The sequence below is a fragment of the Salmonella sp. SAL04162 genome, assembly GCF_046551535.1.
In the GTDB taxonomy this organism is placed as follows: Bacteria; Pseudomonadota; Gammaproteobacteria; order Enterobacterales; family Enterobacteriaceae; genus Salmonella; species Salmonella enterica.
Genome location: NZ_JBGDVX010000013.1, coordinates 138,544 through 163,470, shown reverse-complemented (window position 1 = coordinate 163,470; position 24,927 = coordinate 138,544). Strand labels below are relative to the sequence as shown.

Genomic DNA, 24,927 nt, shown 5'->3' with positions numbered 1-24,927 from the left:
GAAATACAAAACGCCCGATGATGTTCATCAGGCGTTTTACAGACAAAAAACTGTCAACCTATATCAGGACTAGTCACATTTCTGTCCAGGTTCGTCCATATCTGTCTGTAATTCAAAGATAATTTATTTTTCGCTAATAACCATATTTATTTTATGGCCTTTACGTGTTGGTCATTTTTCATCCATTGACATCCACGCGATCTGGGGGCAAAAAGGGGCAGATCCGGTTCGATAGAGGAGTGACCCCCAAATGGCGCTTACAGATCTCGCAATCCGGCATGCCAGGCCGCCTGGCAAGGCATACGGCTTTCTGACTGCCACGGTCTTTACATTCAGGTGACCCCCAGCGGATCCAAGCTGTGGTATCTGAAATTTCGCTTTGGAAACAAAGAGAACCGCATGGCATTAGGCCCTTATCCGCTCATTTCTCTCGCACTGGTAAGGGAGAAGCAAGCGGATAGAAGAAGGCTTATTTTAGAAGGCATTAATCCGGCGGAAAAACGCAGAGAGGACAAGCGGGGTGGAGAGCCCCTTTATACGTTCGAGTCCGTGGCGCGCGAATGGGGCGCCAGTAACATAATCTAGTCGGCGGAACATTCGACAGCGTTATTTTCTGAGCTTACAGGTTCCAGTATTGCACTGAACGCTGCCCAGTCGAGCTCACGGGTTTCTGGAACGTGCTACGTAACCGGTAACCCTCTTCTGGTTCAGTTATAACGCTTTTATGTGACATGCAGCATGATATGGTCGTTTTCTGAACTCCGTATAACCTGAGTATTTTTATCGAAGCGTGAACAAAACATTGCAGCCAGCCTTTCAACGTGGACAATAGTTATCCATACGGTGATTTTATATTCGATAAATCAATGGGTTTCATTGAAACATAGGACTGGTAATGGATGACAATGCTTTAGGGTTTGCCTCATACTGGCGCAATTCGCTGGCAGATGCTGAGTCAGGAAAGGGCAGTTTTGAACGCAAAGATGCCAAAAACTTCACTCACTGGCATGGGATAGCGGCGGGACGTCTTGACGAAACGATCGTCGGTAAATTTTTTGAGGGAGAAAAAGACGACGTCGAAACAGTCGATGTCATCTTGCGGCCAAAGGTTTATTTCCGGTTACTGCAGCGTGGAAAGGACCATTCCGCTGGTGCGCCTGATATTGTTACCCCGATAGTGACGCCAGCCCTGTTGAGCCGTGAAGGTTTTTTATATCCGGCGCCAGCGACCTCCATTCCCAGAGACCTGCTTGAACCTTTGCCAAAAGGGGCATTTTCAATTGGTGAGATTGGGCAGTATGATAAATATAAAACGACACATACCTCATTCTCTATCAACTTTGATGACAGCGTTGATAGGACCGCCGAAACGGATGAAGAACGAGAAGCACGATATGCAGCCTGGCAGCAGGATTGGCGTCAATATCTGGATGATTCAGAGAAGCTACTGAAGAACGTTGTCGGCGACTGGATTAAAAATCCCGAGCAATATGAACTCGCTGAGCACGGTTATATTGTTAAAACGGCGCAATCTGGCGGTGCCAGTTTCCATATCCTTTCGCTTTATGATCACCTGCTTGTTTGCAAAAAGGATGTGCCGCTCTTCAATCGTTTCGCCTCGCGAGAGGTTCATGCTGCAGAGTCATTACTTCCTCCCGAAGCAAAATTCAGCGACAGGCTTGGACACTCCGGGGATAAGTTTCCGCTGGCAAAGGCTCAGCGCGATGCCTTAAGCCATTTTCTGGATGCAAGGCATGGCGATATCCTTGCCGTTAATGGTCCACCAGGAACCGGGAAAACCACGCTGGTGCTTTCTATCATCGCCACGCAGTGGGCCCGAGCGGCTCTCGAAAAAGCGGAGCCTCCGGTTATTATCGCGACTTCAACGAATAACCAGGCTGTAACGAACATTATCGAGGCGTTCGGGAAAGATTTTTCCCAGGGCACTGGTGTAATGGCCGGACGATGGTTGCCAGAGCTGAAAAGCTTCGGCGCTTATTTTCCCTCAAGCACTCGTAAAGCCGAGGCCGCCAAAAAATATCAAACTGAAGATTTCTTCAACCAGGTTGAGTCAAAAGAGTATGTAGAGGATGCACTGCTGTTTTATCTGGAGAAAGCTAAGGCAGCCTTTCCTGAAAAAGAGTGTTCATCCCCTGAAAAGGTTATTGAACTCCTGCATGGTCAGTTGGCAGCAAAATCCGAACAACTGGTAAGGCTGAACACAACATGGCAAACGTTAAGCCAGGTTCGGGCAGCGCGTGAGCTTATTGCTAACGACATTAAGCAATATCTCGATAATTTAAATAAATTACTTGTCGGGCAAGAACAAAATGTCACTCTACTAAAAAGTGCTAAAGCGGAATGGAAAAAATATCGGGCCAGTGAATCACTGATCTATCCATTATTTTCATGGCTACCAGCGGTTCGCAGTAAGCGGCAGTACCAAATACAACTGTTTCTCGAAGATAAATTAGGTGCGCTGATTGCGGGAAATCAGTGGTCTGATCCTGAAACCATCGAACGTAATATCGATAGGTTACTTAATTCCGCCGAGCGCGAGCAAACAACCTACCGGCAGCAGATTGACTCCGCGCATGAAATCGTTCTTAAAGAACAGCAGGCGGCTCAGGAATGGCAGAGGCTGGCACTTGATTTAGGGTATGAGGGGGGCGAGGAACTGAGCTTCTCACAGGCAGATGAGCTGGCTGATACGCAGATTCGCTTCCCTGCATTCTTACTGGCGACCCACTACTGGGAAGGTCGTTGGTTGATGGATATGGCCAGCATTGATGATCTGCAGAAAGAAAAGGGCAAGAAAGGTGCTAAAGGAGTAGCCGCTCGCTGGCAACGCCGAATGAAACTTACCCCATGCGTGGTCATGACCTGTTATATGCTGCCCGGCAATATGCAGATAAGTGAACACAAAGGACAACGTAAATTCGAGAAAAGTTATTTATATGATTTTGCCGATTTACTCATTGTCGATGAAGCCGGGCAGGTGCTTCCTGAAGTGGCTGCTGCTTCGTTTGCTCTGGCTAAAAAGGCATTAGTGATTGGTGATACGGAACAGATCCCGCCAATATGGAGTATTACTCCTGCTATTGATATAGGTAACATGCTGGCGGAAAAAATTCTGTCAGGCAGTACGCAAGAAGAGATTACTGAGAAATATACGGCAATCGCAGAGCTTGGTAAAAGCGCCGCATCTGGCAGCGTCATGAAAATAGCGCAGTGTGCTTCACGCTATCAATATGATCCCGAACTGGCACGTGGCATGTACTTATATGAACACCGCCGGTGCTTCGATAATATTATTGGATACTGCAATACGCTTTGCTATCACGGTAAGTTGTTGCCTAAAAGAGGATGTGAAGAGAGCAATTTAATGCCCGCAATGGGTTATCTCCATATTGATGGTAAAGGAGAGCTGGCAAGTAGCGGAAGCCGATATAATTTGCTGGAGGCTGAAACGATAGCGGCCTGGCTGACAGATAACCAGCAAAGTATTGAAGCGTATTATGGTAAATCGCTTCATGAAGTTGTCGGTATCGTGACGCCTTTTAGTGCGCAGGTATCGACCATCAAACAGGCGCTGGATAAACAAGGCATCAGCGCAGGCGCGAATGAAAAGTCGCTTACAGTAGGCACCGTGCATTCTCTTCAGGGCGCTGAAAGAGCGATTGTTATATTCTCGCCAGTCTATTCAAAGCATGAAGACGGCGCGTTTATTGATAGCGATAACAGCATGCTGAACGTTGCTGTCTCCCGAGCTAAGGACAGTTTCCTTGTCTTCGGCGATATGGACCTGTTTGAGATCCAGCCAGCCTCATCTCCGCGGGGATTACTGGCAAAATATCTCTTTGAGTCAGAGAAAAATGCACTCTTTTTTGACTATAAAGAGCGTGAGGATTTAAAAACTTCCGAGACCAAAATCTACACACTCCATGGTGTGGAGCAGCATGATAATTTCCTGAATCAGACGTTTGAAAATACCGGTAAACACATCACGATAGTCTCTCCATGGCTGACCTGGCAAAAGCTGGAGCAAACCGGTTTTCTTGATTCCATGATTGCGGCGTGTTCACGTGGTATTAACGTCACGGTAGTCACTGACAGAAGCTACAACACTGAACATAATGATTTTGAGAAGCGAAAAGAGAAGCAGCAGAACCTCAAAGCGGCGCTGGAGAAACTGAACGCCCTTGGTATTGCGACAAAACTGGTCAATCGTGTTCATAGCAAAATTGTTATTGGTGATGATGGTTTGCTGTGCGTGGGATCGTTCAACTGGTTTAGCGCGACACGTGAAGCGCGATATGAACGATACGATACATCGATGGTTTATTGCGGTGATAACCTGAAGGGCGAGATTGAGGCAATTTACAATAGCCTTGAGAGGCGTCAGGTTTAGGGTGGGAATCTTGATTAGCCATCTTATCGACTGTTTTCCAGCGTAAGATGGCTGTATTACCTGGTGTGATACAAAAACTATATGATTTAGCAAACAATTATGTATGTCTGATACTGTAAGATTCACTGCGCAGTTTGTATGTACGCCCCAGAACAATTGGCAACACTATTGGCTAGCTCTCATAATTAGTACGCTCTGTTGAACGCATATACTGATCAAATATCCAGAACAAATCATTTCATCTGGGTCAAATGAGTGATATATTTTCACCCATAAACCCCGAGGAGGCATTATGTCTGAATTCGATTTATTTGCGCAGGAACTGCTAGAAAAAGCAGAAGCAGAAGAAAAACAACAACAAGAGCGCGACAGGAAGCTGATTGATCGGGTGCTTGAAATTTACGACCAGAAGTATGTCGCAGAACTACTAAGAAAAATAGGTAAAAATGAGTGGAGCCGCGAAACACTTAACCGTTGGGTAAATGGCAAGTGTGAGCCAAAATCGCTCACCATGGCTGAAGAAGCGCTGTTACGGAAAATGTTGCCGGAGCAACCCGCTCATCATCCTGACTATGATTTCCGCTTTATTGACCTGTTTGCCGGTATTGGTGGTATCCGTAAAGGATTCGAGGCCATCGGCGGGCAATGCGTTTTTACCAGTGAATGGAATAAAGAAGCGGTACGTACCTACAGAGCAAACTGGTACAACGATGAAGATGCGCACACATTCAATCTGGATATCCGCGAAGTCACGCTAAGCGGAGAAGAAGGCATCTCAGAAGAGAAAGCCTACGCTCATATCGATCAACATATCCCGGATCATGACGTCCTGCTGGCCGGTTTTCCCTGCCAGCCATTCAGTCTGGCTGGGGTAAGTAAGAAAAACTCGCTCGGACGCGCACATGGATTCGAATGTGAAGCGCAGGGCACTCTGTTTTTCGATGTCGCCCGCATAATCAAGGCAAAGCAACCAGCCATTTTTGTGCTGGAAAACGTGAAAAACCTTAAGAGCCATGACAAAGGCAAAACGTTTAAAGTCATTATGGATACCCTTGATGAATTAGGCTATGAAGTCGCTGATGCCAATATCACAGGGAAAGATGATCCTAAAATTATTGATGGTAAAAATTTCCTGCCACAACATCGTGAGCGTATTGTTCTGGTCGGATTCCGCCGTGACCTTAATATCCATCAGGGATTCACATTAAAGAATATTGATAAATTCTACCCTGAGAAAAGACCAACATTTGGTCAGCTTCTGGACTCTGTGGTTGACAGTAAATATATACTGAGCCCTAAGTTATGGGAATATCTCTATAACTATGCTAAAAAGCATGCTGCCAAAGGTAATGGATTCGGTTTTGGTCTGGTTGATCCGAATAATGAAAATAGCGTCGCGAGAACATTATCCGCTCGTTACCATAAAGATGGCTCTGAAATTCTCATCGACAGAGGATGGGATAAAGAACTCGGCGAAATCGATTTCTCTAATCCAGAGAATCAGGAACAAAGGCCAAGAAGACTGACGCCCCATGAATGCGCAAGATTAATGGGATTTGAACAACCCGGAGGCAAGCCATTCCGAATCCCCGTTTCCGATACTCAGGCCTATCGCCAGTTTGGGAACTCAGTGGTCGTTCCCGTTTTTGAAGCCGTGGCAAAACTGCTTCAGCCTTATATTATGAAAGCCGCTGCTAGTAAGGTGACCAAAAAATAATATAAACAGATCCCCCCGGAATTTATCCGGGGGGAAACAGAATCAAATTATTTCATCGGCATACAATGATTTAGTTTCATCAATAAATGTTTCTAACGAAATAAGATATTCCCGGATAGCTTTTGGGTACTTATCATGAAGGCTACTGGGCACAACTAACCTGACCCTTTCCTGCTGCATCTCTTGAAATTGAGCAACAGAAACACCTTCCTGAAGGGTAAAGAGATAAATATCCTGAATCCTGTCTGCCTCATTTAATATCTGCCGCCAGCGATCTTTACAGGTCGTTTTTACCGCTAACATACGCAGTTTCTGCTCTGGAAAAGCTTCATCGTGATAAGCTTGCGCAGAGGGGAATAAAAAATCTGGTTTCTTATTTCCTTCCGTAACGGCCTGAGTCTCAAAAGTTTTCAGTCCATACTCATTAAAAAGCTGTTCAAGATGCAGCTCCAGTGATTTTCCGGCTCGTGATTTTCGTCTGTTGCTCACGGAATTCGCCAGTGCAATAAATTCATTTACGGAACCAAACCCAGACTGAACTATACCCAGCACATGCATTTCCTCCACCAGCAGAAAAATTTCGTATTCAACACGACGACGTTCAATGAGTTGCTTATCCGGGCCTACGACATTGGGGGAATAGTGAGCTGCTGCATACTGGATAATCTCTTTACCCGAAGGGAAATTTGTTCTCCACTCTTCCGGAAGACAATACCCACTGGAAACCGGTTCTTTTAAAGCCAGACCGCCCAGAATCTCATTTGCGGGACCATAGACTAACGATCCGGGAACAATTTCTCCGAGCGATGACTCAACAATATCTTCTTCTTCAGCGTCATGACACACCCAGATATCAACGCATTGACTATCTACTCCCTGACGATGATCAAACGCCAATAAGGCCAGTGCCCCCGTGTTTTCAGAGTTTTGCAGAGGATTCTTTCCTCCTCCCCATCGGGTGATACGCTTTTCATTTCGGGTCTTACCAAAAAAACGTCCATTGTAATAAACGGCTCTGGCCTCACTGTCCGGGCAACTGTGCGAGGAGGTATGTGCATTCAGCGTCACGGACGGGTTAAGATCCCTTGTATGATTAATTGAAGGGAAAAGATGCTCAACAATCCCAGAAGGTATGTAAATGCCAACCTGATGCCCGCCCGTCGCACCGGTATCGTTGGCTGACAGGCGCTTGATGAACATATAGGTGTCACTGGTTGACTTATCTAAAAGCCATGAATGTAGCCCCGACATCATCACTTCCTCGCTGTAAAAATATCTCTGATTTATAGAGGGTTATCCTGCCACAGCTCTGCTTTTGTGAATACTCACGATGTCGTTTTATATGATGTCGTTCTTTTCCTTGTTCTCCCGTATTTAGTTCAGATCCCAAGATACTTTAAAAACCGTTTTCAGGTCGTTTTCTGAAATCTCAGTTAAGAGATTTTCACGTGCCAGGGTGCGCAGGTCATTACGCGCAGTGTTATCCGATACGCCAAGCGCTTCCGCTACGCCTGCCGTGGAATATTTCTTGCCAGGTTCCGCCAGAGTGATGTTCAGGAGTGTGACTTGCCGTCCACTCAGCCGCGATAAGCGCCCAGATTTATACAAAAAAAGATCAATTCGGGCAGCGCGGGCAACCAGATTGTCTACATGCTGTAAAAGCCTTGTCGTAGCTCGATGGATAATACTTGTAGTGGTCAAGTAATCGGCCACGGTTCTCGCACTATAGTCTGTAGCGCGCTGGTGGAGTCACACCTGTAGTCAAGCGACGCATAGAGCGCCAGATGAACCATTACGAGCGCAAGCAGAATTTATAAGGGCGGTGCCTTAAAGAGCACAGGGAGATTGTAAGCAACCCGATATTGCTGGCTTTTGCTTAGCTTGCTGACGGGATTCGTCGTATGAAGCATGAAAATTACCTCATGTTTTATATAAGGATTCGACACTATATCAAAACCGGTAACTCTCAATCTTTCAAAGCTATGTGTCAGATCAGGTCGTGATAAGACACATAAATTTAAAAATCTATATATCTGGCCAGATAGACTTTTTTATAACAGCTTTATAAATTAAACAAATCTGCCATAGAGACAGATTTGTTTAATTTATAATTAGAGGTTTGCAACGTTATGATATACTTTTTGCACATCATCATCATCTTCAAGGGCATCAACAAGTCCTTCAAAGATTTCTAAATCTTCTGGTGAAAGTTCAACTTCTGATTGAGCAATCATTTCTAATTCTGTTGTTGAAAATTCAGTAATTCCAGCGGCTTTTAGCGCTGCGATTCCTTTATGCAGGTCTGTCGCTTCAGTATAAATAACGATGTTCCCTTCTTCTTCGGTTACATCACGAACATCAACTTCAGCATCAAGCAAAATTTCAAAAATATGGTCAGGGTCTGTTCCTTTAAATACAATCACTCCAGTATTGTCAAACATATAGCTGACAGCACCTGCCGCTCCGATATTCCCGCCTTTTTTATTAAAAATTGTGCGGATATTAGCAATCGTACGGTTAACATTAGACGTCAACGTTTCAGCGATAACCATTGAACCATTTGGTCCAAAGCCTTCATAACGCCCTTGCACGAACGTTTCATCTCCGCCACCTTTGGCTTTATCAATGGCTTTATCAATAACATGTTTTGGAACCTGTGCTTGTTTCGCACGTTCAATAACGAATTTTAAAGCTGAGTTTGATTCCGGGTCTGGTTCACCTTGTTTAGCCGCAGCATAGATTTCTACTCCAAATTTTGCATATACTTTAGACGTTGCACCGTCTTTAGCCGTTTTTTTAGCAACAATATTTGCCCATTTACGTCCCACTGGAAACATCTCCTCAAAAAATTATTTACATTAATGGCAGGTTAATAACCTGCATGTTTTTCTACCGCATTATATCATAATATATAAATTCTCGTCTATGAGAAATAAAAACATCCGGCTTTTACGGGGGATTACTTTGATTTTAACAATAGCTAATATGGTGGATAAGTCATTTTCTAATTTTCTTCTGGTTCTTTTTTTATTCTTAATAATTGAATTGCAGCAATAACGTCTTATTGATGGTGGTTTCGCTCATCAGGTGAGGTGGAACGCTTGCACGTCTTGCGACATATTGTGGCAGAAACTTAATGGCGAAATTAAGAGCCTATCCCATTAGGGCTATTTTACTTGCCATTTTGGACCTGGGCAGTGCTCAAAATCCTCACGTACTACGTGTACGCTCCGGTTTTTGCGCGCTGTCCGTGTCCAAACTGGCTGCGCCAATAACGCCTACTGGGATAGTCTCTAAGACGATATATTCCCGCCTTGAGCCGCGTTAATTTGTTGAATACTTTTAAATGGAGGTATACCTCTTGTAGGCTATACCTCCTGCTTCACGTTATCGCGCGATTAACGCAAATACGCCCCAGCCAAAGTATTCTCGCGTCCAGGTGACGTGACGTTTGGGGGCTACCGTCAGTTCTGTTCGAACCTCTTGCGCAAACTCATCGTCAGGGTTTTCCTCCAGCCAGCGGCGCATGGTCATCCACTTCGCGGCTTCATATCTGTCCCAGCCTTGCGGGTCCGCCAGCACCATTTCCACTACGTCATAGCCGAGTTGGTCGAAAAAGGCGACCAGCTCGGGCAGGGGGCGAAAATCGGCGACGGATGAGACGCCACAGGCGTGGGCGATCTCTTCCGTTGCGGGGATCCGACGCCAGTACGGTTCGCCGATGAGAATGAGCCCGCCAGGTTTGAGGCTTTTGGCCAGCAGATCTATTGTCCCCGCGACACCGCCCGCAATCCAGGTAGCGCCTACGCAGGCCGCCACGTCATATTTTTCCTCGTCGATATAACCGGCCGCGTCGTTATGAATAAAATGTACGTATTCACTGACGCCGAGCTCTTCTGCACGTTGTTTTGCCTGTGTGGTGAAGAGCGGGCTTATATCAATGCCAGTACCTGTAACACCGTAATCGCGAGCCCAGGTGCAGAGCATCTCACCCGAGCCGCTACCGAGATCGAGAATCCGCGTGCCTGGCTTCATGCGTAACGCATGGCCCAGTGTGGCGTACTTTTCCGCTGTAAACGGATTATGGATACGGTGTTCGCTTTCGCTAATGGTAAAAATACGTGGGATATCCATTGGGTTATTCCTTTTACTGAGGGCAATATCCTCAGAAGTGGATGCTTTTTCAGCCAGCAGCGCAAACAGCTTGCCTGCAAAAGTTTCGCCGACCGGCCAGGTGTGGCTGTCCGGGCGCTGCAACACAGTGAAGCCAGCATCACCAAGCAGGCTGATATATTCATCATCGCGCCAGGCCTTCATTTGACTGCCGAAACGGGTGGTACAGCCGTTTTCCGCTATTGCCCAGAACTGCGTTGAGCTGGTTTGGGCCTCTTCATCCCAGGCATTTTCCGTTAACAGCAGATGAGGCACGGCAAGAAACAGGCCGTGCGGACAACGCTGCCAGCCTGGCTGCGCCATGCCCTGGCGTTTAACTTCATCGAAGGTATGCACTTCAACAAGCAGTTTGCCGTCCGGTTTCAACCACTGCGCGCAATGACTGATGAGGCTTTGCGCATCCGCAGCGCTAAAGACATTCAGTTCCCCAAACGTCATCATAATGAAATCAAAAGGTTCCGTGGGGTGGTATGTACGAATATCTTGCTGAATGTAGTCAATATTCAGGTTTGCGGCTTGCGCCTGCTGGCGAGCCCATGTGATGGATGCCGGAGAGAAATCTACGCCTGTGCAGTGAAACCCACGCTCCGCTAACAGGCGGGTATAAAAACCGGGTCCACAGCCGAGATCCAGAATGCGGGCGCCAGCGGGTAACTGACGGGTAATCCATGTTACCTGTTGCTCAATCACGGTTAGCCGGCGGCTGGCCCAGTCGTGGTCCTGCGACAGATGATTTTCCAGCATGCGTTGGCTGAAGGCTGGCTCGTCCCAGGGGATTTTGCCTTCATCGGGTAATAGCCGAATGCGATGCGTTGCAAAAATAACGGCGCTGATATCCATCATCATCTCCTTAGCGATTGTCAGGCTGGGCGCGAACGTTGTTCAGCCCGGTTGTATTAATGCGGTAGGGCTGACCATTAACGGATTTGATCAGCTTTTTGGTTTTGAGTTTTTTGAATACAGCGAGCGTGCAATCGGCAAGCAACAGCCCTTCGCGGCTATAGCATTCAACGGCGGTGACGCGGCCTGACGCATCGCGGATGTGCGTAATGCGTCCGCCTTTGGCGAGAACGTGTAAGGTACGTTGTTCCTGACGGGATAAATTCATACTGAAGAACCTGTTTAATCATCATAGGCAAAACGTGCAAACACACTGCGGTGTCCGCATTCGATTTCGGCGCATTGATAATCAGTCCGGCCTGAAAAGGTCGGGGAACTGATTATCGGATGATGACATTCTCCAGCATCAAAGCCTCGGGTTGAGTTGAAAGGTATTTACGTCGTGAATGATAACACCTGTTTTCTGTAAGTGAATAACCGGGAGTGAAAAGTGTGATCTCAAAGGGAGGATCATGCGTTTAGTAAGTCAGTTGAATAGATACCGCCGCTACCATAATGAATATTGATTAAACTCATATACCCGATAATGGCCGCTTTGATAGTCTCGACGTATCTTTTTAGCCATTGACAGGGTTGTTGCGTTGGAAATCTTTTTTTAACCCACTGAAAAATATCACTTAAATATTTTTCATGCATAAACATTTATGGTCCGCTGAGTTCGGATCTGGTTTTGTATGGGTTAAAAAAGGTACGTTATGAAAGTCATATGGACTGTCACTCCTGTGGGGTATCAGCGCATAGCGAAACGTTGCCCTTCATGCAGCGTAAAACGGGACTTCACGCCTTCTGGGGCATTTCGGGTTAATTCGCAAAAGAAGGTACTCGATGTCTGGAGTATCTATAAATGCACGCACTGCGATTACACCTGGAATATCTCCCTGTTCTCGCGCCTGCCAGTCAGCAAAATTAACCGCGATCTTTATTGTCGACTGATGGCGAATGATGCTGCCACGGTGCAATATTTTGCTTATGACAGCGCGATCCTGAAGCGAAACAATGCTGAATTATCGGGGCAGCCTGATTTTCATATTCAGGAACGGTGGCTGGTCAGTATCGCCCCCCACAAGCAGGTCAGTGTTAGCGTCAGGATTTCCCGTTCTTTTCAGGTCAGCCTGCTGTCGATTTTGAAGAAGCAACTCCTGTTAAGCGCAGCCGAAATCAAGAGACGGATTGAAACAGGACAAATAAGTGGCGTCACGATGAAAATGCTTAAATCGCGAAAACTGAAGAATGCGAAATATGATTTGCAGCTCTCTGTTGAAACACTGTATGACCGGCGAAGGATTGTTCTGACCCGTCGATAAAAATAATAAGCTCACCTTACGTTTAAGTGTGCTGGTATGGCAACGACGTAACGGAATGAAAGAAGGATTAAGGGACAGGTGAGCTTTAGTTGAATAACCCTTGTCTGTGGCATTCAGTGAAGGCTGAATGCCATGGATAATCCAGATTTTCGCACCAGTGATGATCAGCAGAATGACAAAGGGCGATGGGTTACAATTATCTGTAGAGTAAATAAATATTCACGCAACACCATTAAAAAATAAGAAAAAATGTCTCACTGTTGAGCTGATATTAATACCTGAATCACTGAATTAGAGTAATGTGAAGCTATCCATAGCGTAATCTGTTCTGTTGCGGTTAAAGGGGGAGGTATGCACACCTTTAGACCATACTCACTAAGGCATAGCGATCTGTTATATGAAGATATTCCGTTAGAAATACGCGAGCAAATAATATTATTGATTATCAATACGCTAGGAAATTGCTCCTCTTTTTATGATATGACATTATACTGCTATCATAATAGTCATTCTGATGAAGTTTATCGAAGAATATGTAAAACGTTGCGCAAAGAGTATGGCTTATTCACCTTATATGCGCATTCAACGTCATATCTGGATGAAATGAGTAATCTGTTATTAAAAACAGATGATAAAAGAAAGCATATTGATACCATTGAACTTGCTTTTAACTATATAGATACCTACCTTCGGACCTATGAAGTTACGCTTGGGTTAGAACCGGATAAGGCGATTAGTGAATTAAATAATCTATTTCATGAGCATGGTTTAAAATATCGATATGAAAATGGTAGAATTGTAAGGTTGCGCAGAATAAAACGGCTTAAAAACATATGTTATTATTTGTACTCTCCTGGAGAGTATGGCTTTGTCGAATATGATCTTATGGAAGCGTATAATCGCCTGATGCTTAATGATTTTGCCTGTGTCGTAAAGGAATGTCATGCAGCCTTCAGAAGCGTTCTTCTCAGAATTCATGAGAGAAAAGGTATCGTGTATCATGAACAAGATAGTTTAAATACACTAATGGCTAATCTGATGGCGAGAGGCGTTATATCTGCTGAATATGTACATAAATTTCATTTTTTAAGTGACGTGCTGGAATCAGAAATATTTCTGCCGATGGCGCCAGAAAAATCGCATCATCACTACGCAATGATGCTCCGTATCTCTGAAGAGTTGGCCTGTAGTATTTATTATCTTACTGAGCGGAGTATATTTTTTCTTACCCAGCGGGCTGAAGAAGATGGTGTCTCGCCATAATAATGATCGCGCTGTCGCTCAGTCAGACTGCATCATCGTTATTTAAATTTGTTCAGACGTCGGAATTTTTTGTTCTGCCGTCTGTTTTTTTAGTGATGAGCTGTTCAGTGCAATAATAAGGGGTACAGTACGATGACTGATTTTTAAACTGCATATCATCTGTGTCGCATTTACTCATAGGTATTGGGTCAGGGAGAGAGAAGAATGAGTACTATTTTAAAGCCTTTTTTATTGGCGGTAACCCTGATGTTAATCTTAATAAGGCCTGGCTTTGCAACAGAGGATGGAGCGATAACCATGGTTAAAACCTACAGCGCTTATGACTATTTGCAGACCAGAGCGCGGTTGATGCACGCTGTCGCCGATCACGGTCTGGTGTTATTTGGGGAATTTGATCATGCCAGAGCGGCACAGAATGTTAACCTGAAAATGCCGCCGACAACGGTTCTGGTCTTTGGCAATCCTAAAGGCGGAACGCCTCTCATGCTGGCGCATCCCGAACTGGCACTGGATTTACCGTTTCGGGTGCTCATTAGCCAGCAAGCCGATGGGCGAACGTTGGTCAGTTATCATCCCGCTGAAACGCTGCAACGTTATGGTCTTGATGCCGCAGCCATACAGACTTTGAAAAAACTGGAACAGCTCGTTGAAAAAAGTCTCCACTAAAGCTGAAAATCGGGCGATGTGTTTGCACAGGTGATGTCGCGAATAAATGCGCTCACATCGTCCATTACCTGATGAGATAAGGCGGCATCGAAGGTGGCGCTATCAGCATCACAGAACCCGTGCCGCGCATCGTACATTTTACACTGCACCCGGGGGCGCTTTTCCAGCGCCTGTCGCATGGCGAGGGGATCAAACGCCGGCTCATAACGCGCGATAATAACCAGTGCCGGACAGAGAGGCACAAGATGAAGGTACTGGCGTATACGGGAACCGTAATAGCAAATGACGCCATCGCATAACCCACTGGCTGCACTTAGCCATGCGAGCGTTGCGCCGACGCTATATCCTACGACGATTAACGTCTCATACTGCGTTCTGAGATCGTGGAGTAACGTGGTAACGACGGCGGGATCAAAGCCGACATTTGCTGAAAAGTGACGGTAAGCCTCCTCCTGCTGTTCATAGCGAAAGGGGGTATGGTGAGGAAACAACGCGGGAATATAGATGTCGAATCCGCGCGTCATCCATTCATGGCCTGCGCGTTGGATATGAGCGTTAATACCATAAATTTCATGCAGAATAATCGCTGCCCGGCGATGGCGGCTCGACAAACTGGAGGCGTTGCTTCCCCCGGATACGCCTGGGGCGAAAAACACGGTGTCTTTTATCATAACGCGTTCTTGATACAAAGAGAGCGGCTGGATTTTCGCCGATCACGCTATGTCAGAGGCATTGTTCCTGTCAATGTACAGACACATTTTATGGCCTGATTTTTGGTTGATAAATTTTATATTGGTAAACCAATATGCTGTTCATATTCAGGCATCAGGGCTAAAGGTGGAACATCAGTCGTGTATTGTCTATTGCCTTTCCTTTTATCTGGCCTCACTAGCGAAACGGGGCGCATTATTGTTTTGTTGGTTGACCAGTTTCGCGTTTTTGGTGTGCTACGCGTGCTATCCCTCTTTACAAATGCTATAGTCTGATACCGGGAAATCGCATCGGACGGGCACGACCAATATGAAATCAAACACTTCTCAGCAAAGACCTTACCAGGAAGTGGGCGCAATGATACGGGATCTGATTGTTCAGACGCCGTACCGCCCCGGGGAGCGCTTGCCGCCGGAAAGAGAGATCGCTGAGAGGCTCAATGTGACGCGTACCGTCGTGCGTGAAGCGCTGATCATGCTGGAAATTAAAGGTCTGGTTGAAGTCCGCCGCGGCGCCGGGATCTACGTGCTCGACAGCGCGGATAATAACGAGATGGAAGGCGCTGACGTCAATCACTGTAATGATGCCGGGCCGTTTGAACTGTTACAGGCGCGTCAGTTGCTGGAAAGCAATATCGCTGAATTTGCCGCTCTGCAGGCCACCCGCGAAGACATCATTAAAATGCGCCAGGCGTTACAACTGGAAGAGCGAGAGCTCGCCTCCAGCGCGCCGGGCGGCTCAGAAAGCGGCGATATGCAGTTTCATCTGGCCATTGCCGAAGCGACCCATAACAGTATGTTGGTAGAGCTCTTCCGTCAGTCCTGGCAATGGCGTGAAAATAATCCGATGTGGCTCCAGCTTCATAGCCATCTGGGCGATACGCTTTACCGTAAGGAGTGGCTGGTCGATCATAAGCAGATCCTCGCGGCGTTAATTAAGAAAGACGCCCGCGCAGCGAAGCTGGCGATGTGGCAGCACCTGGAAAACGTGAAGCAGCGTCTGCTGGAGTTTTCCAATGTTGATGACATCTACTTTGATGGCTATCTGTTTGAGTCATGGCCGCTGGACAACGTTGATGCCTGATTATACCTGGAATAGCGTGGGCAGGCCCAGTCCACGTTTTACTTCCTGTAACGTCTTTTGAGTGACCTCATGGGCCCGCTCGCTACCTTTTTTCAGCAATTCCATTAGCATTCCCTTATCCGCAATAAAGGTTGCCCGCCGTTCGCGTATTGGCGCGATCAGTTCTTGCAGGCAGGTCTCCAGCTCATTTTTACAGACACGGTCGCCTAATCCGCCTTGTTGATAATGTACTTTCATCGCCGCGACTTTGGCTTTATCCGGATGGAACGCATCCAGCCACGTAAAGACGACGTTACCTTCTATTTTTCCCGGATCGCTAATTTTTAAATGATTGGAATCGGTGTACATCGCGCTGACCGCACGGTGGATAGTCTCTTCGCTGGCGGAAAGAAGCAGGGTATTGCCGAGCGATTTCGACATCTTGGCGCTGCCGTCAATGCCTGGCAGACGGCCCGTATCGCTCAGGAGCGCCTGACAGGGGCGCAATACCGGCGAGGAGAAAAGACTATTCATCTTATGAACGATCTCATTCGTTTGCTCAATCATGGGCAATTGGTCGTCGCCAACTGGTACCATTTCGGCCTTAAAGGCGGTGATATCTGCCGCCTGGCTAATGGGATACGCCATGAACCCGACCGGCAGGGAACGGGTAAAGCCTTTTTGGGCAATCTCATTTTTTACCGTAGGATTACGCTCGACTCGGGCGACGGTAACAATATTCATATACAGCACCGTTAATTCAGCGAGGGCGGGTAATGCGGATTGCAGGCAGATCGTCGTCAGCTTGGGATCGATGCCGACGGCCAGATAGTCAGCTAACACTTGCGGAATATTATCGCGGATTTTTTGCGGATTACTGCCGTTATCGGTGAGTCCCTGCAGGTCGGCAATCAGGACATACTGTTGGTGATCCTGCTGTAGCGCGACGCGCTGGCGCAGTGAACCGACATAATGGCCGAGGTGCAACGAGCCGGTGGGGCGATCGCCAGTCAGAATGATGGGAAGGGTGTTCATTAAGGACTCCTTTATGCTTACTGTAAAGCCGAAAGACGTCCCGAAACACAGTAGCCGCCTTTCGGCGGCTACTTAAAGAGGGATAGTGATCCGTGCCGCCTTCAGGAAGGCAGCCACCAGCGGAGATGGCGTTGCGTAGCGTTGGATCGTTTCGTGTTCATGTGATCTAACGTATCACGACTAAACGTAAGGGTAAAGCGGCTGGCGTGTCGTCCGGGCATAAAGTCATATCGCCTGAACAGAGAACATGTTACTGACTTTGAAACGCGATTTTATAATTTGCTGTCCAAAAATACGTGGCGCTGAAAGGCGCATTTTTGATGCAAATCATTTATTACTGTGATAACACTGCGCGCGATAAAAACATTAAATATATTCACATAGTAAATATGTTCTATTGGAATGGTTGTTTTCTATATGACAAAAGTCTAAAAAACCCATTGATGTGAAAAGGAATAAGAATTGTCTATATTCCGATTCTGTGTAATTAAGTAATTTCTCGGATAAAAATAAGAAATGATATTGATATTTCTTTTTTGATATGGTTCTTATAGCGGCTATGGTTATTCAGGAAACGATGCTTGAATGCCAGGCGTAATAGATTTCAGGTCAGTAGCGCTATTGTAAAATGGATTGTTGATGGCAGAAGGTATTTAGCAAGAATCCAGTTATAGCAGATTGTCGGTATTTAATCTGGTATACAGAGACACCAACGAAATGGCTGGAAAATGGAACGTTCTTTCATTGTTGGCGTTCCGTCCTTGTCAGCCTGCTTTGCCGCATGATAATCACGGAGGGGGGATGGACGCCATCTATTTAAAACTGGACGGTATTGAAGGCGAAAGCCGGATCAAAGGTTTTGAAAACCAAATAAAACTTATTGCTTACAACCACAACCCGACGAAACGGGAGTCCGGCGAAGCGAGAGGGACATATATTGGAGGATTGACGCTGACAAAGCCTGTCGATCTTGCTACGCCTGGCCTCTATGAGCACTATTGTAACGGGAAAACGGTGAAAGAAGGCGTGCTGACATTATGCCGTCGTGATAAGGGCGCAATGCTGCCATTTATTATTTATACGCTCACCAATGTGCGGATTTCACGCATGAGCAATCATGGCGACGCCGAAGGCAGCGCCACGGAGACCGTGGATTTGGTTTATAGCCATATTCGCTGGGATATTCCCGCATTAGCGTCGAAAAGCAAAACACGGCGGCCCCTTCACCGACAGGCGCTGTGGCGATGAGGATAAAACAAGCGTGCGGACTCGCAGTGGGCAATGCGGTGTAGCGAAATGGCATTTAGCGGCTTGCGAAGGTCGATGAGCGCTCATGTAACCAATCGATTGCCAGAAAAGGCGATAACGCGTGGCCCTTACACCCGTTATGATTTTTACGCATAGCCGCTAATAAAACGGCATTTTTTATATACACATCAAGTTGATAGTGTGTTTCTGACCTTGACGTAAATAAGCGGGAAAAGCGATGAAACACACCATTGGGATACTGGGGGGGATGGGACCTGCGGCAACGGCGGATATGTTGGAAAAATTTGTTGAATTACGACATGCCAGTTGTGATCAACAACACATCCCGCTCATTGTCAGCTCTATTCCTGATATTCCCGATCGTACAGCATGTCTGTTATCCGGCGGGCCTTCGCCATTCCGTTATCTGGAGCGTTATCTGCATATGCTGGAAGACGCCGGGGCGGAGTGTATCGTTATCCCATGCAACACTGCGCATTATTGGTTTGATGATTTACAGAACGTCGCGAAAGCGCGAATGATCAGCATTCTGGACGCTACCCTGGGGGATATTCCGCCATCGGCGCGGCACGTTGGTCTGCTGGCGACCAATGCGACGCTGGCGACCGGGTTATATCAAAAGAAAGCTCTGGCGCGGGGGCTGACGTTAATTCAGCCGGAAGACGCGGGGCAGGCGTTGGTAATGCAGGCTATTTATACGCTTAAACGTGGCGATAAAACTGCGGCGCAAGCGCTGCTGCTGCCGCAAATCGATAGCCTTATTGCCCGTGGCGCGCAGGCAATTATTATGGGGTGTACCGAAATTCCGCTTATTGTGGCCGGACATGAACGCGCGATAGCGTGCCCGATGATTGATTCCACAGCGTCGCTGGTGCGCGCGGCGATTCGTTGGTATGAGTCCTGGCCGGACACCCGCGCCTCTTTGACCGGGGAACAACGCCTTACCGCCTGATGTGTTTACAGTGCGGCCTGAAGCCCACGCAGGTCGCGCCAAAATGTTTCGGCTACCTGACTCATGCGGGTATTCATGCGATAAGCATAAGCCTGGATCGGGATAACCAGTTCGTCGGCATCAAGCACGATCAGGCGCCCGTCAGTAATCTCCTGACGGATAGCATACTCGGGCAACCAGGCGATTCCGCAGCCGTCCATCGCAACCTGTTTTAACAATTCACTCATCGAAGAGACGAAAAATGTACTGAAACTCAGTTCAGCATGGCGAGTCAGGGTACGATTTATCAGCCGGCCCATATAGGAGTTCTGACTGTAATTAAGCAGGGGAAAGTGCGGCTGCTCAAGCGTATAGCGCGGCTCGCCCCGGCCATTGTTGGCGCAAACCGGAAACAGTCTCGACTCAAACAGGCGGATGTTATCAAACGGCGCTTGTTGCAGGTTTTCATCGTGATAAGAAAAGATAAAATCGCTTTGCCCCTCACGTAACATATCCACCGCCTGGTCGACATCTATCGCCTCAACGGCGTAGGTAAACTGCGTCGGCATCTGCTTAACGATGGTCGGCAACAGGCCGAGGGAGAGCGAGTGGGCGGCGGCAATCTTGATTTTACGCAGCGTATAATCGCTGCCGCCGCGCAGTTCGGTCAGATTACTTTCCAGCTGCTGTAACAGGTGGCGAACCTGGGAGTGAAAGATTTTACCCTGTTCGGAAAGCTGTAGCGGCGAGACCTGTCGATTAAACAGTTCAACGCCCACGGCATGTTCCAGGGCGCGAATCCGCCGGCTAAAAGCGGGTTGCGATACGTTGCGGATAATGGCGGCCTGAGAGAAATTGCGGCACTTTTCCAGCGTCAGAAAATCATATAGCCATTTTGTCTCAATATTGTGCAAACCTGCTCCAGTTACATCCATTTACCGTTATCCTGTCAGCCGCCCGAAAGGGCATTCTACGTCCATTCGGGCGGCTGACAACCGCTTATCCCGTCCTCTTTCAGAATGCCGTGATGGGGCAGCCTGAAACTGGCGGGAATTACGCCGGTTCAAAGGTACCTTTTACGCAGGCTTTCCCCTCATTGACCATGCGTTTGCCGCGCGCATACACCTGCTCAATGCGTAAATCTGCGCTAAAGACAAGCAGATCCGCATCGTTACCGGGACGGATTTCGCCTTTGCTGTCCAGACTGAGGAAGGCGGCTACGCTGGTCGTCAGCGGGCGCAGAGCATCGGTCAGGCTGAATCCGTAGTGGTTAACCAGCGTCTGCAACGTCTCCAGCAAACTTTCGAAGCCCGCGACGCCGATACCCGTCAGATTTCCGGCAGCGTCAAATAGCGGCTGGCTGCCGTTACCGTCTGAACTGAGCGTCACCCGGGAAAGCGGGACGCCGGCTTTTACCGCTCTGGCAATGCCCTCCGCCGGCGCGACGGGATCCGGGATACTGGAGGTAATGTCGATCACGCCGCCTTTAAGCGCAAACGCCAGCGCCTGCTCGAAAAGAGATTCGCTACGGTTGACGTGGGTAGGCAGCAGTTTACCGATCGGCACGTCGCTGTTTTCCAGGATGTCATACAGCGGCTGTAACCCTTTTTTGCTGCTGCCCATATGAAAAACGCTGACACCGGGTTTACCGCCCAGCAGGCCGCCAACGCGTGATTCGGCGGCCATGCTGGCGAGTTGATTCCCGCCGGGCGCGGCGGAACGGTGGTCGGAGACTGCGCATTTCACGCCAATGACGCGATCGATCAGCGCGACGTCTTTTTCTACCGAGCCAGTAATGGTCGGCGACGGAACGTGATAAGCGCCCGTGAGCATCCAGGCGGTGATCCCCTCCTCATTTAGCGCTCGCGTTTTGGCTAACAGCGACGCGGGATGACGGCTGACGGAGTCGGTGCCAAGCAGGCCGACGACCGTTGTTATCCCGGCTTCCGTCAGGCGGCTCAGGGAGACTTCCGGCGTCCGCGTCGTCGGCCCCGCTTCGCCGCCGCCGCCGATCAGATGAACGTGTTGGTCGATAAAGCCCGGGCACAGCATACGACCGCTAAGATTAATCACCGCACAGTCCGGTACGATATCGCCGGGGATGTCAGCGCCGACGGCAATAATTTTGCCATTCGCGAGCAGAACATCACAGATGCCCCGGTCTTCTGGCGCAAACAGGTGCGCGCCCTGTAACAAGGTAAACTCCGCGGCGGATAAATCAGGCATGATAACTCCTTATTAAACAATAAGCTGCATGACCCAGATCGACAGCAGCGCATTGATGGCGCAGACTGCGATAATATGCGGGTAATATTTGGCGTTGACTTCGGCAGTACCGAGACAGCGGCCGACATTCTGTACCGGGTTTCCCATCAGGTAAATGGCTGGCAGTAGTACGGTAACATCGTGGCCACTTAGCGCGCCGGCGGTAGCCAGACTGGCCGCCACGCCAACGGCGCCGCCCATACTCATCAGCGAAGCCAGAAGTACCGTAGCCGCTTCGCCGGGAAGCCCCCACAACGCCATCACGGGCTGGCAGATATGGCCTACCCAGTCGAGCAGACCGGTAATTTTCAGCGCCTGAATAATGACAAATGCCATGACCACATTGGGTAACAGGTTGGTTGTGGCGATGGTAAAACCGCGGCGTGCGCCATCGATAAACATATCCATGACATTCTTACGTACCTGAGTCGTCATGATTGGGCTCCTTGCGCAGGGTGACGGCGTTCTTCGATGTTAATCCAGATGCGCAAAAGGTTTGCGCCGATAAATTTGAATAGCAGAATGACCACCAGCGGAATGATGACTGACGTTCCCAGAAAGGCGAATACCGCAACGCCGGAGGAGAAATAGTTGGTGATAATAGCGCTGCCGCTGGTCTGCCAGGCGGCAAAAATCACTTTATCGCGTTCGGTGATTTCGCCTTCCTGCGCCAGCTCTTTGGTCATACCCGCCGCGGCGTCGGTATTTTGCAGGTTGGCGATCAGCGCCAGTGAGCAAATGCCGGGAATGCCAAGCAATGGTTTCAGGATGGGCGTCATCAATTGCTGCGCCGCCCGCAGACCACCCAGTCCATCCGTAATCGCGATGATACCCAGAGAAAGGATAACCGACGGTGCCAGCTCCAGCGCAAAAAGGAAGCCATCTTTCGCGCCCGTTCCGCCCGCGCCGCGAAAGGTCTGCGTACCGGTCACATGACCGAATGACCCGTTGAGTACGGTAAAATCAAAAACGCGCCACCAGCCTTCGCTTCCGGAAAATACGCCGGAAAAGAAAATAATGGTGAGAAAAAACGCCAGGTATCCCTTTATCCCGACCTTTTCTGTATCAAGCGGCATGGCCGCCCCGTCCACTTGTTGCGCCATAGCGATCCCCGAATTTTTTTGATGATGTGTTGGTTGTAGCCACAGGCCAAAAAGCCCGAAACAGAAAGACCTTATCAGCCATAAGGGTAAGGACAAAATGCAAGTATGTATCGTGCTATGCGTTTCTTGCATAGCAGCGCGAAAAATCACCATCTTCGCTACTGCCGGAGGCGCGGGGAACCGTGGACGGTATAACGCGAGGTAAAAAAGCAAAGAAACAGGTGTTGACGAAGACCGGAGCCGGGAGCAGGAAAAAGGAGAAATAAATTTGACGTTAGTCAATTTCACGCCACTTAATTATCGTTGTTAAAAAATAGGATTTTTTAACCTAAATTTTACTTTTTTACTGTAATTTTTCACGCCTTAAGAGGAATTGTCACGGTCAGGTCAGTAGCCGCTGATGGGTCAGCTTGCACCCTAAGAATCCTACGGGCAGGTAATAAAAAACGAATCATCGAATTAATTTCATGATGTGATTTATTTATAATTGTGATGATTTGAGAGGAAGCGATAATCATCATAATGGAATATATAGCCAAAATAATTCGAGTTGCGTAAAGGCGGCAAGGGAGTGAGTCCCCAGGAGCATAGATAACTATGTAACTGGGGTGAGCAACGGCCCGTCAGGGCGAGGCCTATGGATGGGCCGGGTAATCCGTAGCCAACACATAATCCACTTGAAGTATGAAGGGTATATAAAATAATAGGCAGATTGATAGCACTAAAAACCATAGAATAAGTATAGTTTTTAGTGGCATCTTTACCCTGAAATAACGTGTTGAGGATGTGCTATTAAAAACAGATCCGCATTGCGCCGCGAATAGCGTTAAAGATACAACCCGGTGCGGATAGCGCGGGTTTACTCTACCGCTTATTCACGTATCACAAACCGTTTTTGTTTTATCTGCTGCGCGGCGCTGATCAGCGCGGCAAAAAAGAGCGCCGCGGCGCCGCAAAGCGTGGCGTTGATAATTGCCGGCGCGCCATTGCCTGACAGACTGGCGGCGAGCGGACCGAGAATTTGCCCAATACCATACGTTAGCGTCACCAGGCCTAACAAATTAATATTACCCGGCGCGCTGAGCTGTCGGGCAAGCGGCATCACCAGCGAGGTTGTGCCCATAAACGTGGCGCCAAAACCAATACTGCTCAGTATTAACAGCAACAACGAGTCGCTGGCGAGAGACAGCAGCACGCAGGCGCTCTGGATCAACAGGTTCGCGGTCAGGCATGGCAGGACGCCCCAATGTTTTGCCGCCCACAGCCAGCCGAAGCAGCCGGGAATGATCGCCAGGCCGACCAACGACCAAAGGTGCGCCGTGAGTAGCGGAGAGCCCGCGCTTTTCGCCATCAGCGGCAAATAGGTGGCGACAATGATGTAGCCGAATCCGGCGAAACCGTACAACAGCGCCAGTTGCCACCAGGGCATAGGCTGATTTTCGATTCTTGCTAAGGGCGCAGGCGGCAGCGCATGAGCGCGGGGGGGAATCAACATTGCCACGATTAATAGCAATATACCGGCGAGCGCTCCGGCCCCCAGCCATAGCGAATGGGCCGAAAGCGCATAATGTAAACCGCCAATGACATATTCGTTGCCCAGTGCAATCCCGGCCCCGACGCCGGAAAAGAGCGCGGCGATCACAAACGGATGGCGGGTATGATGCAACACAATCATTGATCCAAAAATCATCATTCCCGCACTCGCGACGCCTGCCAGGAAGCGTACCAACATGACGACCGCGGGCTGAGTAAATATCGCCATAGACAGAATAAGAATACCGGTGGCGACCGCCGAAGCCAGCAGCATGGGGCGTAGACGAGAGGGGAGATGAAAAAGGCCAAAGGAAAACAGTAAGCTTCCCGCCAGGTACCCTGCATAATTGGCGCTGGCAATCCAGGAGAGCTGATTAAACGTTAGCTGCTTTTCCGCCAGCATTACCGGCAGCATGGGCGTATACAGAAAGCGGCCAACTCCCATCCCCAGCGTCAATACCATCATACCGAAAAGCGCCGTAAAAATGGGATGGCGAGGTGAAGCGCTCTGAGCATTAACCATGGTTTTTCTCTTTGCTAAAGTAAGGCAGGAATGCCGGATTGCTGTTGTAAATGATAATAAA

Annotated in this window: 20 protein-coding genes and 1 pseudogene; 9 read left to right on the top strand and 12 right to left on the bottom strand. The window is 48.3% G+C overall.

Annotation, left to right across the window (positions count from 1 at the left end):
* Positions 1 to 250: 250 nt before the first annotated feature.
* From ACLJRH_RS21735 to ACLJRH_RS21725, 3 genes and pseudogenes are all read left to right on the top strand, one after another.
* Positions 251 to 585: pseudogene (locus ACLJRH_RS21735) on the top strand (Arm DNA-binding domain-containing protein).
* A 310-nt stretch (positions 586 to 895) separates the two neighbouring features.
* Positions 896 to 4,411 (top strand): AAA domain-containing protein, encoded by a 3,516-nt coding sequence (locus ACLJRH_RS21730; protein ID WP_023136878.1) that lies wholly within the window; start codon positions 896 to 898, stop codon positions 4,409 to 4,411.
* 292 nt (positions 4,412 to 4,703) lie between these two features.
* Complete coding sequence (locus ACLJRH_RS21725) at positions 4,704 to 6,128, top strand: DNA cytosine methyltransferase (RefSeq protein ID WP_023136877.1); 1,425 nt, start codon at positions 4,704 to 4,706, stop codon at positions 6,126 to 6,128.
* Between the two features lie 42 nt (positions 6,129 to 6,170).
* Here the strand turns inward: ACLJRH_RS21725 and ACLJRH_RS21720 are convergent, their stop codons facing one another.
* From ACLJRH_RS21720 to ACLJRH_RS21700, 5 genes are all read right to left on the bottom strand, one after another.
* Positions 6,171 to 7,379 (bottom strand): type II restriction endonuclease, encoded by a 1,209-nt coding sequence (locus ACLJRH_RS21720; RefSeq protein ID WP_023136876.1) that lies wholly within the window; start codon positions 7,377 to 7,379, stop codon positions 6,171 to 6,173.
* A 123-nt stretch (positions 7,380 to 7,502) separates the two neighbouring features.
* Complete coding sequence (locus tag ACLJRH_RS21715; RefSeq protein WP_223173016.1) at positions 7,503 to 7,829, bottom strand: DeoR family transcriptional regulator; 327 nt, start codon at positions 7,827 to 7,829, stop codon at positions 7,503 to 7,505.
* A gap of 410 nt (positions 7,830 to 8,239) precedes the next feature.
* Positions 8,240 to 8,956 carry a YebC/PmpR family DNA-binding transcriptional regulator gene (locus tag ACLJRH_RS21710; protein ID WP_000532939.1) on the bottom strand — a complete coding sequence of 239 codons (717 nt, stop codon included), beginning with the start codon at positions 8,954 to 8,956 and terminating at the stop codon, positions 8,240 to 8,242.
* Positions 8,957 to 9,515: 559 nt separating this feature from the next.
* Positions 9,516 to 11,147, bottom strand: coding sequence for a class I SAM-dependent methyltransferase (locus ACLJRH_RS21705; protein WP_077909915.1), 1,632 nt, complete (start codon positions 11,145 to 11,147; stop codon positions 9,516 to 9,518).
* Positions 11,148 to 11,151: 4 nt separating this feature from the next.
* Entirely contained in the window at positions 11,152 to 11,409 is a 258-nt protein-coding gene (locus ACLJRH_RS21700; protein WP_001054380.1) for a YjhX family toxin, read from the bottom strand.
* Positions 11,410 to 11,896: 487 nt separating this feature from the next.
* On the opposite strand from ACLJRH_RS21700, the gene ACLJRH_RS21695 reads away from it, so the two are divergent.
* From ACLJRH_RS21695 to ACLJRH_RS21685, 3 genes are all read left to right on the top strand, one after another.
* Entirely contained in the window at positions 11,897 to 12,505 is a 609-nt protein-coding gene (locus tag ACLJRH_RS21695) for a DUF1062 domain-containing protein (RefSeq protein WP_001635352.1), read from the top strand.
* A gap of 351 nt (positions 12,506 to 12,856) precedes the next feature.
* Positions 12,857 to 13,768, top strand: coding sequence for an STM4504/CBY_0614 family protein (locus tag ACLJRH_RS21690; RefSeq protein ID WP_001647363.1), 912 nt, complete (start codon positions 12,857 to 12,859; stop codon positions 13,766 to 13,768).
* A 204-nt stretch (positions 13,769 to 13,972) separates the two neighbouring features.
* On the top strand, positions 13,973 to 14,434 hold the full coding sequence (locus ACLJRH_RS21685) for a DUF302 domain-containing protein (RefSeq protein WP_001642121.1): 462 nt from the start codon (positions 13,973 to 13,975) through the stop codon (positions 14,432 to 14,434).
* Here the strand turns inward: ACLJRH_RS21685 and ACLJRH_RS21680 are convergent.
* On the bottom strand, positions 14,431 to 15,105 hold the full coding sequence (locus tag ACLJRH_RS21680; protein ID WP_000588690.1) for a dienelactone hydrolase family protein: 675 nt from the start codon (positions 15,103 to 15,105) through the stop codon (positions 14,431 to 14,433). The two genes, ACLJRH_RS21685 and ACLJRH_RS21680, sit on opposite strands and share 4 nt — an antisense overlap.
* A gap of 349 nt (positions 15,106 to 15,454) precedes the next feature.
* Here ACLJRH_RS21680 and uxuR point away from each other — a divergent pair, with 349 nt between their 5' ends.
* Positions 15,455 to 16,228 (top strand): Uxu operon transcriptional regulator, encoded by a 774-nt coding sequence (uxuR, locus tag ACLJRH_RS21675; RefSeq protein WP_000841654.1) that lies wholly within the window; start codon positions 15,455 to 15,457, stop codon positions 16,226 to 16,228.
* Here uxuR and trpS read toward each other — a convergent pair whose 3' ends face one another.
* A complete protein-coding gene (gene trpS / locus ACLJRH_RS21670; RefSeq protein WP_001094619.1) occupies positions 16,229 to 17,242 on the bottom strand; it encodes a tryptophan--tRNA ligase in 1,014 nt (337 codons plus the stop codon).
* 717 nt (positions 17,243 to 17,959) lie between these two features.
* Between trpS and ACLJRH_RS21665 the strand changes: the two genes are divergently transcribed.
* Both ACLJRH_RS21665 and ACLJRH_RS21660 read left to right on the top strand, forming a co-directional pair.
* Complete coding sequence (locus ACLJRH_RS21665) at positions 17,960 to 18,490, top strand: Hcp family type VI secretion system effector (RefSeq protein WP_000907671.1); 531 nt, start codon at positions 17,960 to 17,962, stop codon at positions 18,488 to 18,490.
* Between the two features lie 238 nt (positions 18,491 to 18,728).
* Positions 18,729 to 19,463: an aspartate/glutamate racemase family protein gene (locus ACLJRH_RS21660; protein WP_000683243.1), complete on the top strand. Its 735-nt coding sequence runs from the start codon at positions 18,729 to 18,731 to the stop codon at positions 19,461 to 19,463.
* Between the two features lie 5 nt (positions 19,464 to 19,468).
* Here the strand turns inward: ACLJRH_RS21660 and hypT are convergent, their stop codons facing one another.
* The 5 genes from hypT to ACLJRH_RS21635 all read right to left on the bottom strand — a co-directional run bounded on the left by hypT (position 19,469) and on the right by ACLJRH_RS21635 (position 24,866).
* Positions 19,469 to 20,377: a hypochlorite stress DNA-binding transcriptional regulator HypT gene (gene hypT, locus ACLJRH_RS21655; RefSeq protein ID WP_000383509.1), complete on the bottom strand. Its 909-nt coding sequence runs from the start codon at positions 20,375 to 20,377 to the stop codon at positions 19,469 to 19,471.
* Positions 20,378 to 20,495: 118 nt separating this feature from the next.
* Positions 20,496 to 21,668, bottom strand: coding sequence for a beta-aspartyl-peptidase (gene iadA, locus ACLJRH_RS21650; RefSeq protein WP_023137550.1), 1,173 nt, complete (start codon positions 21,666 to 21,668; stop codon positions 20,496 to 20,498).
* Between the two features lie 12 nt (positions 21,669 to 21,680).
* Positions 21,681 to 22,142 (bottom strand): YjiG family protein, encoded by a 462-nt coding sequence (locus ACLJRH_RS21645; RefSeq protein WP_000211979.1) that lies wholly within the window; start codon positions 22,140 to 22,142, stop codon positions 21,681 to 21,683.
* Positions 22,139 to 22,810 carry a nucleoside recognition domain-containing protein gene (locus ACLJRH_RS21640; RefSeq protein ID WP_000068750.1) on the bottom strand — a complete coding sequence of 224 codons (672 nt, stop codon included), beginning with the start codon at positions 22,808 to 22,810 and terminating at the stop codon, positions 22,139 to 22,141. Before ACLJRH_RS21640 ends, ACLJRH_RS21645 begins: the two co-directional genes overlap by 4 nt.
* Positions 22,811 to 23,681: 871 nt before the next feature.
* Complete coding sequence (locus ACLJRH_RS21635) at positions 23,682 to 24,866, bottom strand: MFS transporter (protein ID WP_023137549.1); 1,185 nt, start codon at positions 24,864 to 24,866, stop codon at positions 23,682 to 23,684.
* Positions 24,867 to 24,927: the final 61 nt, after the last annotated feature.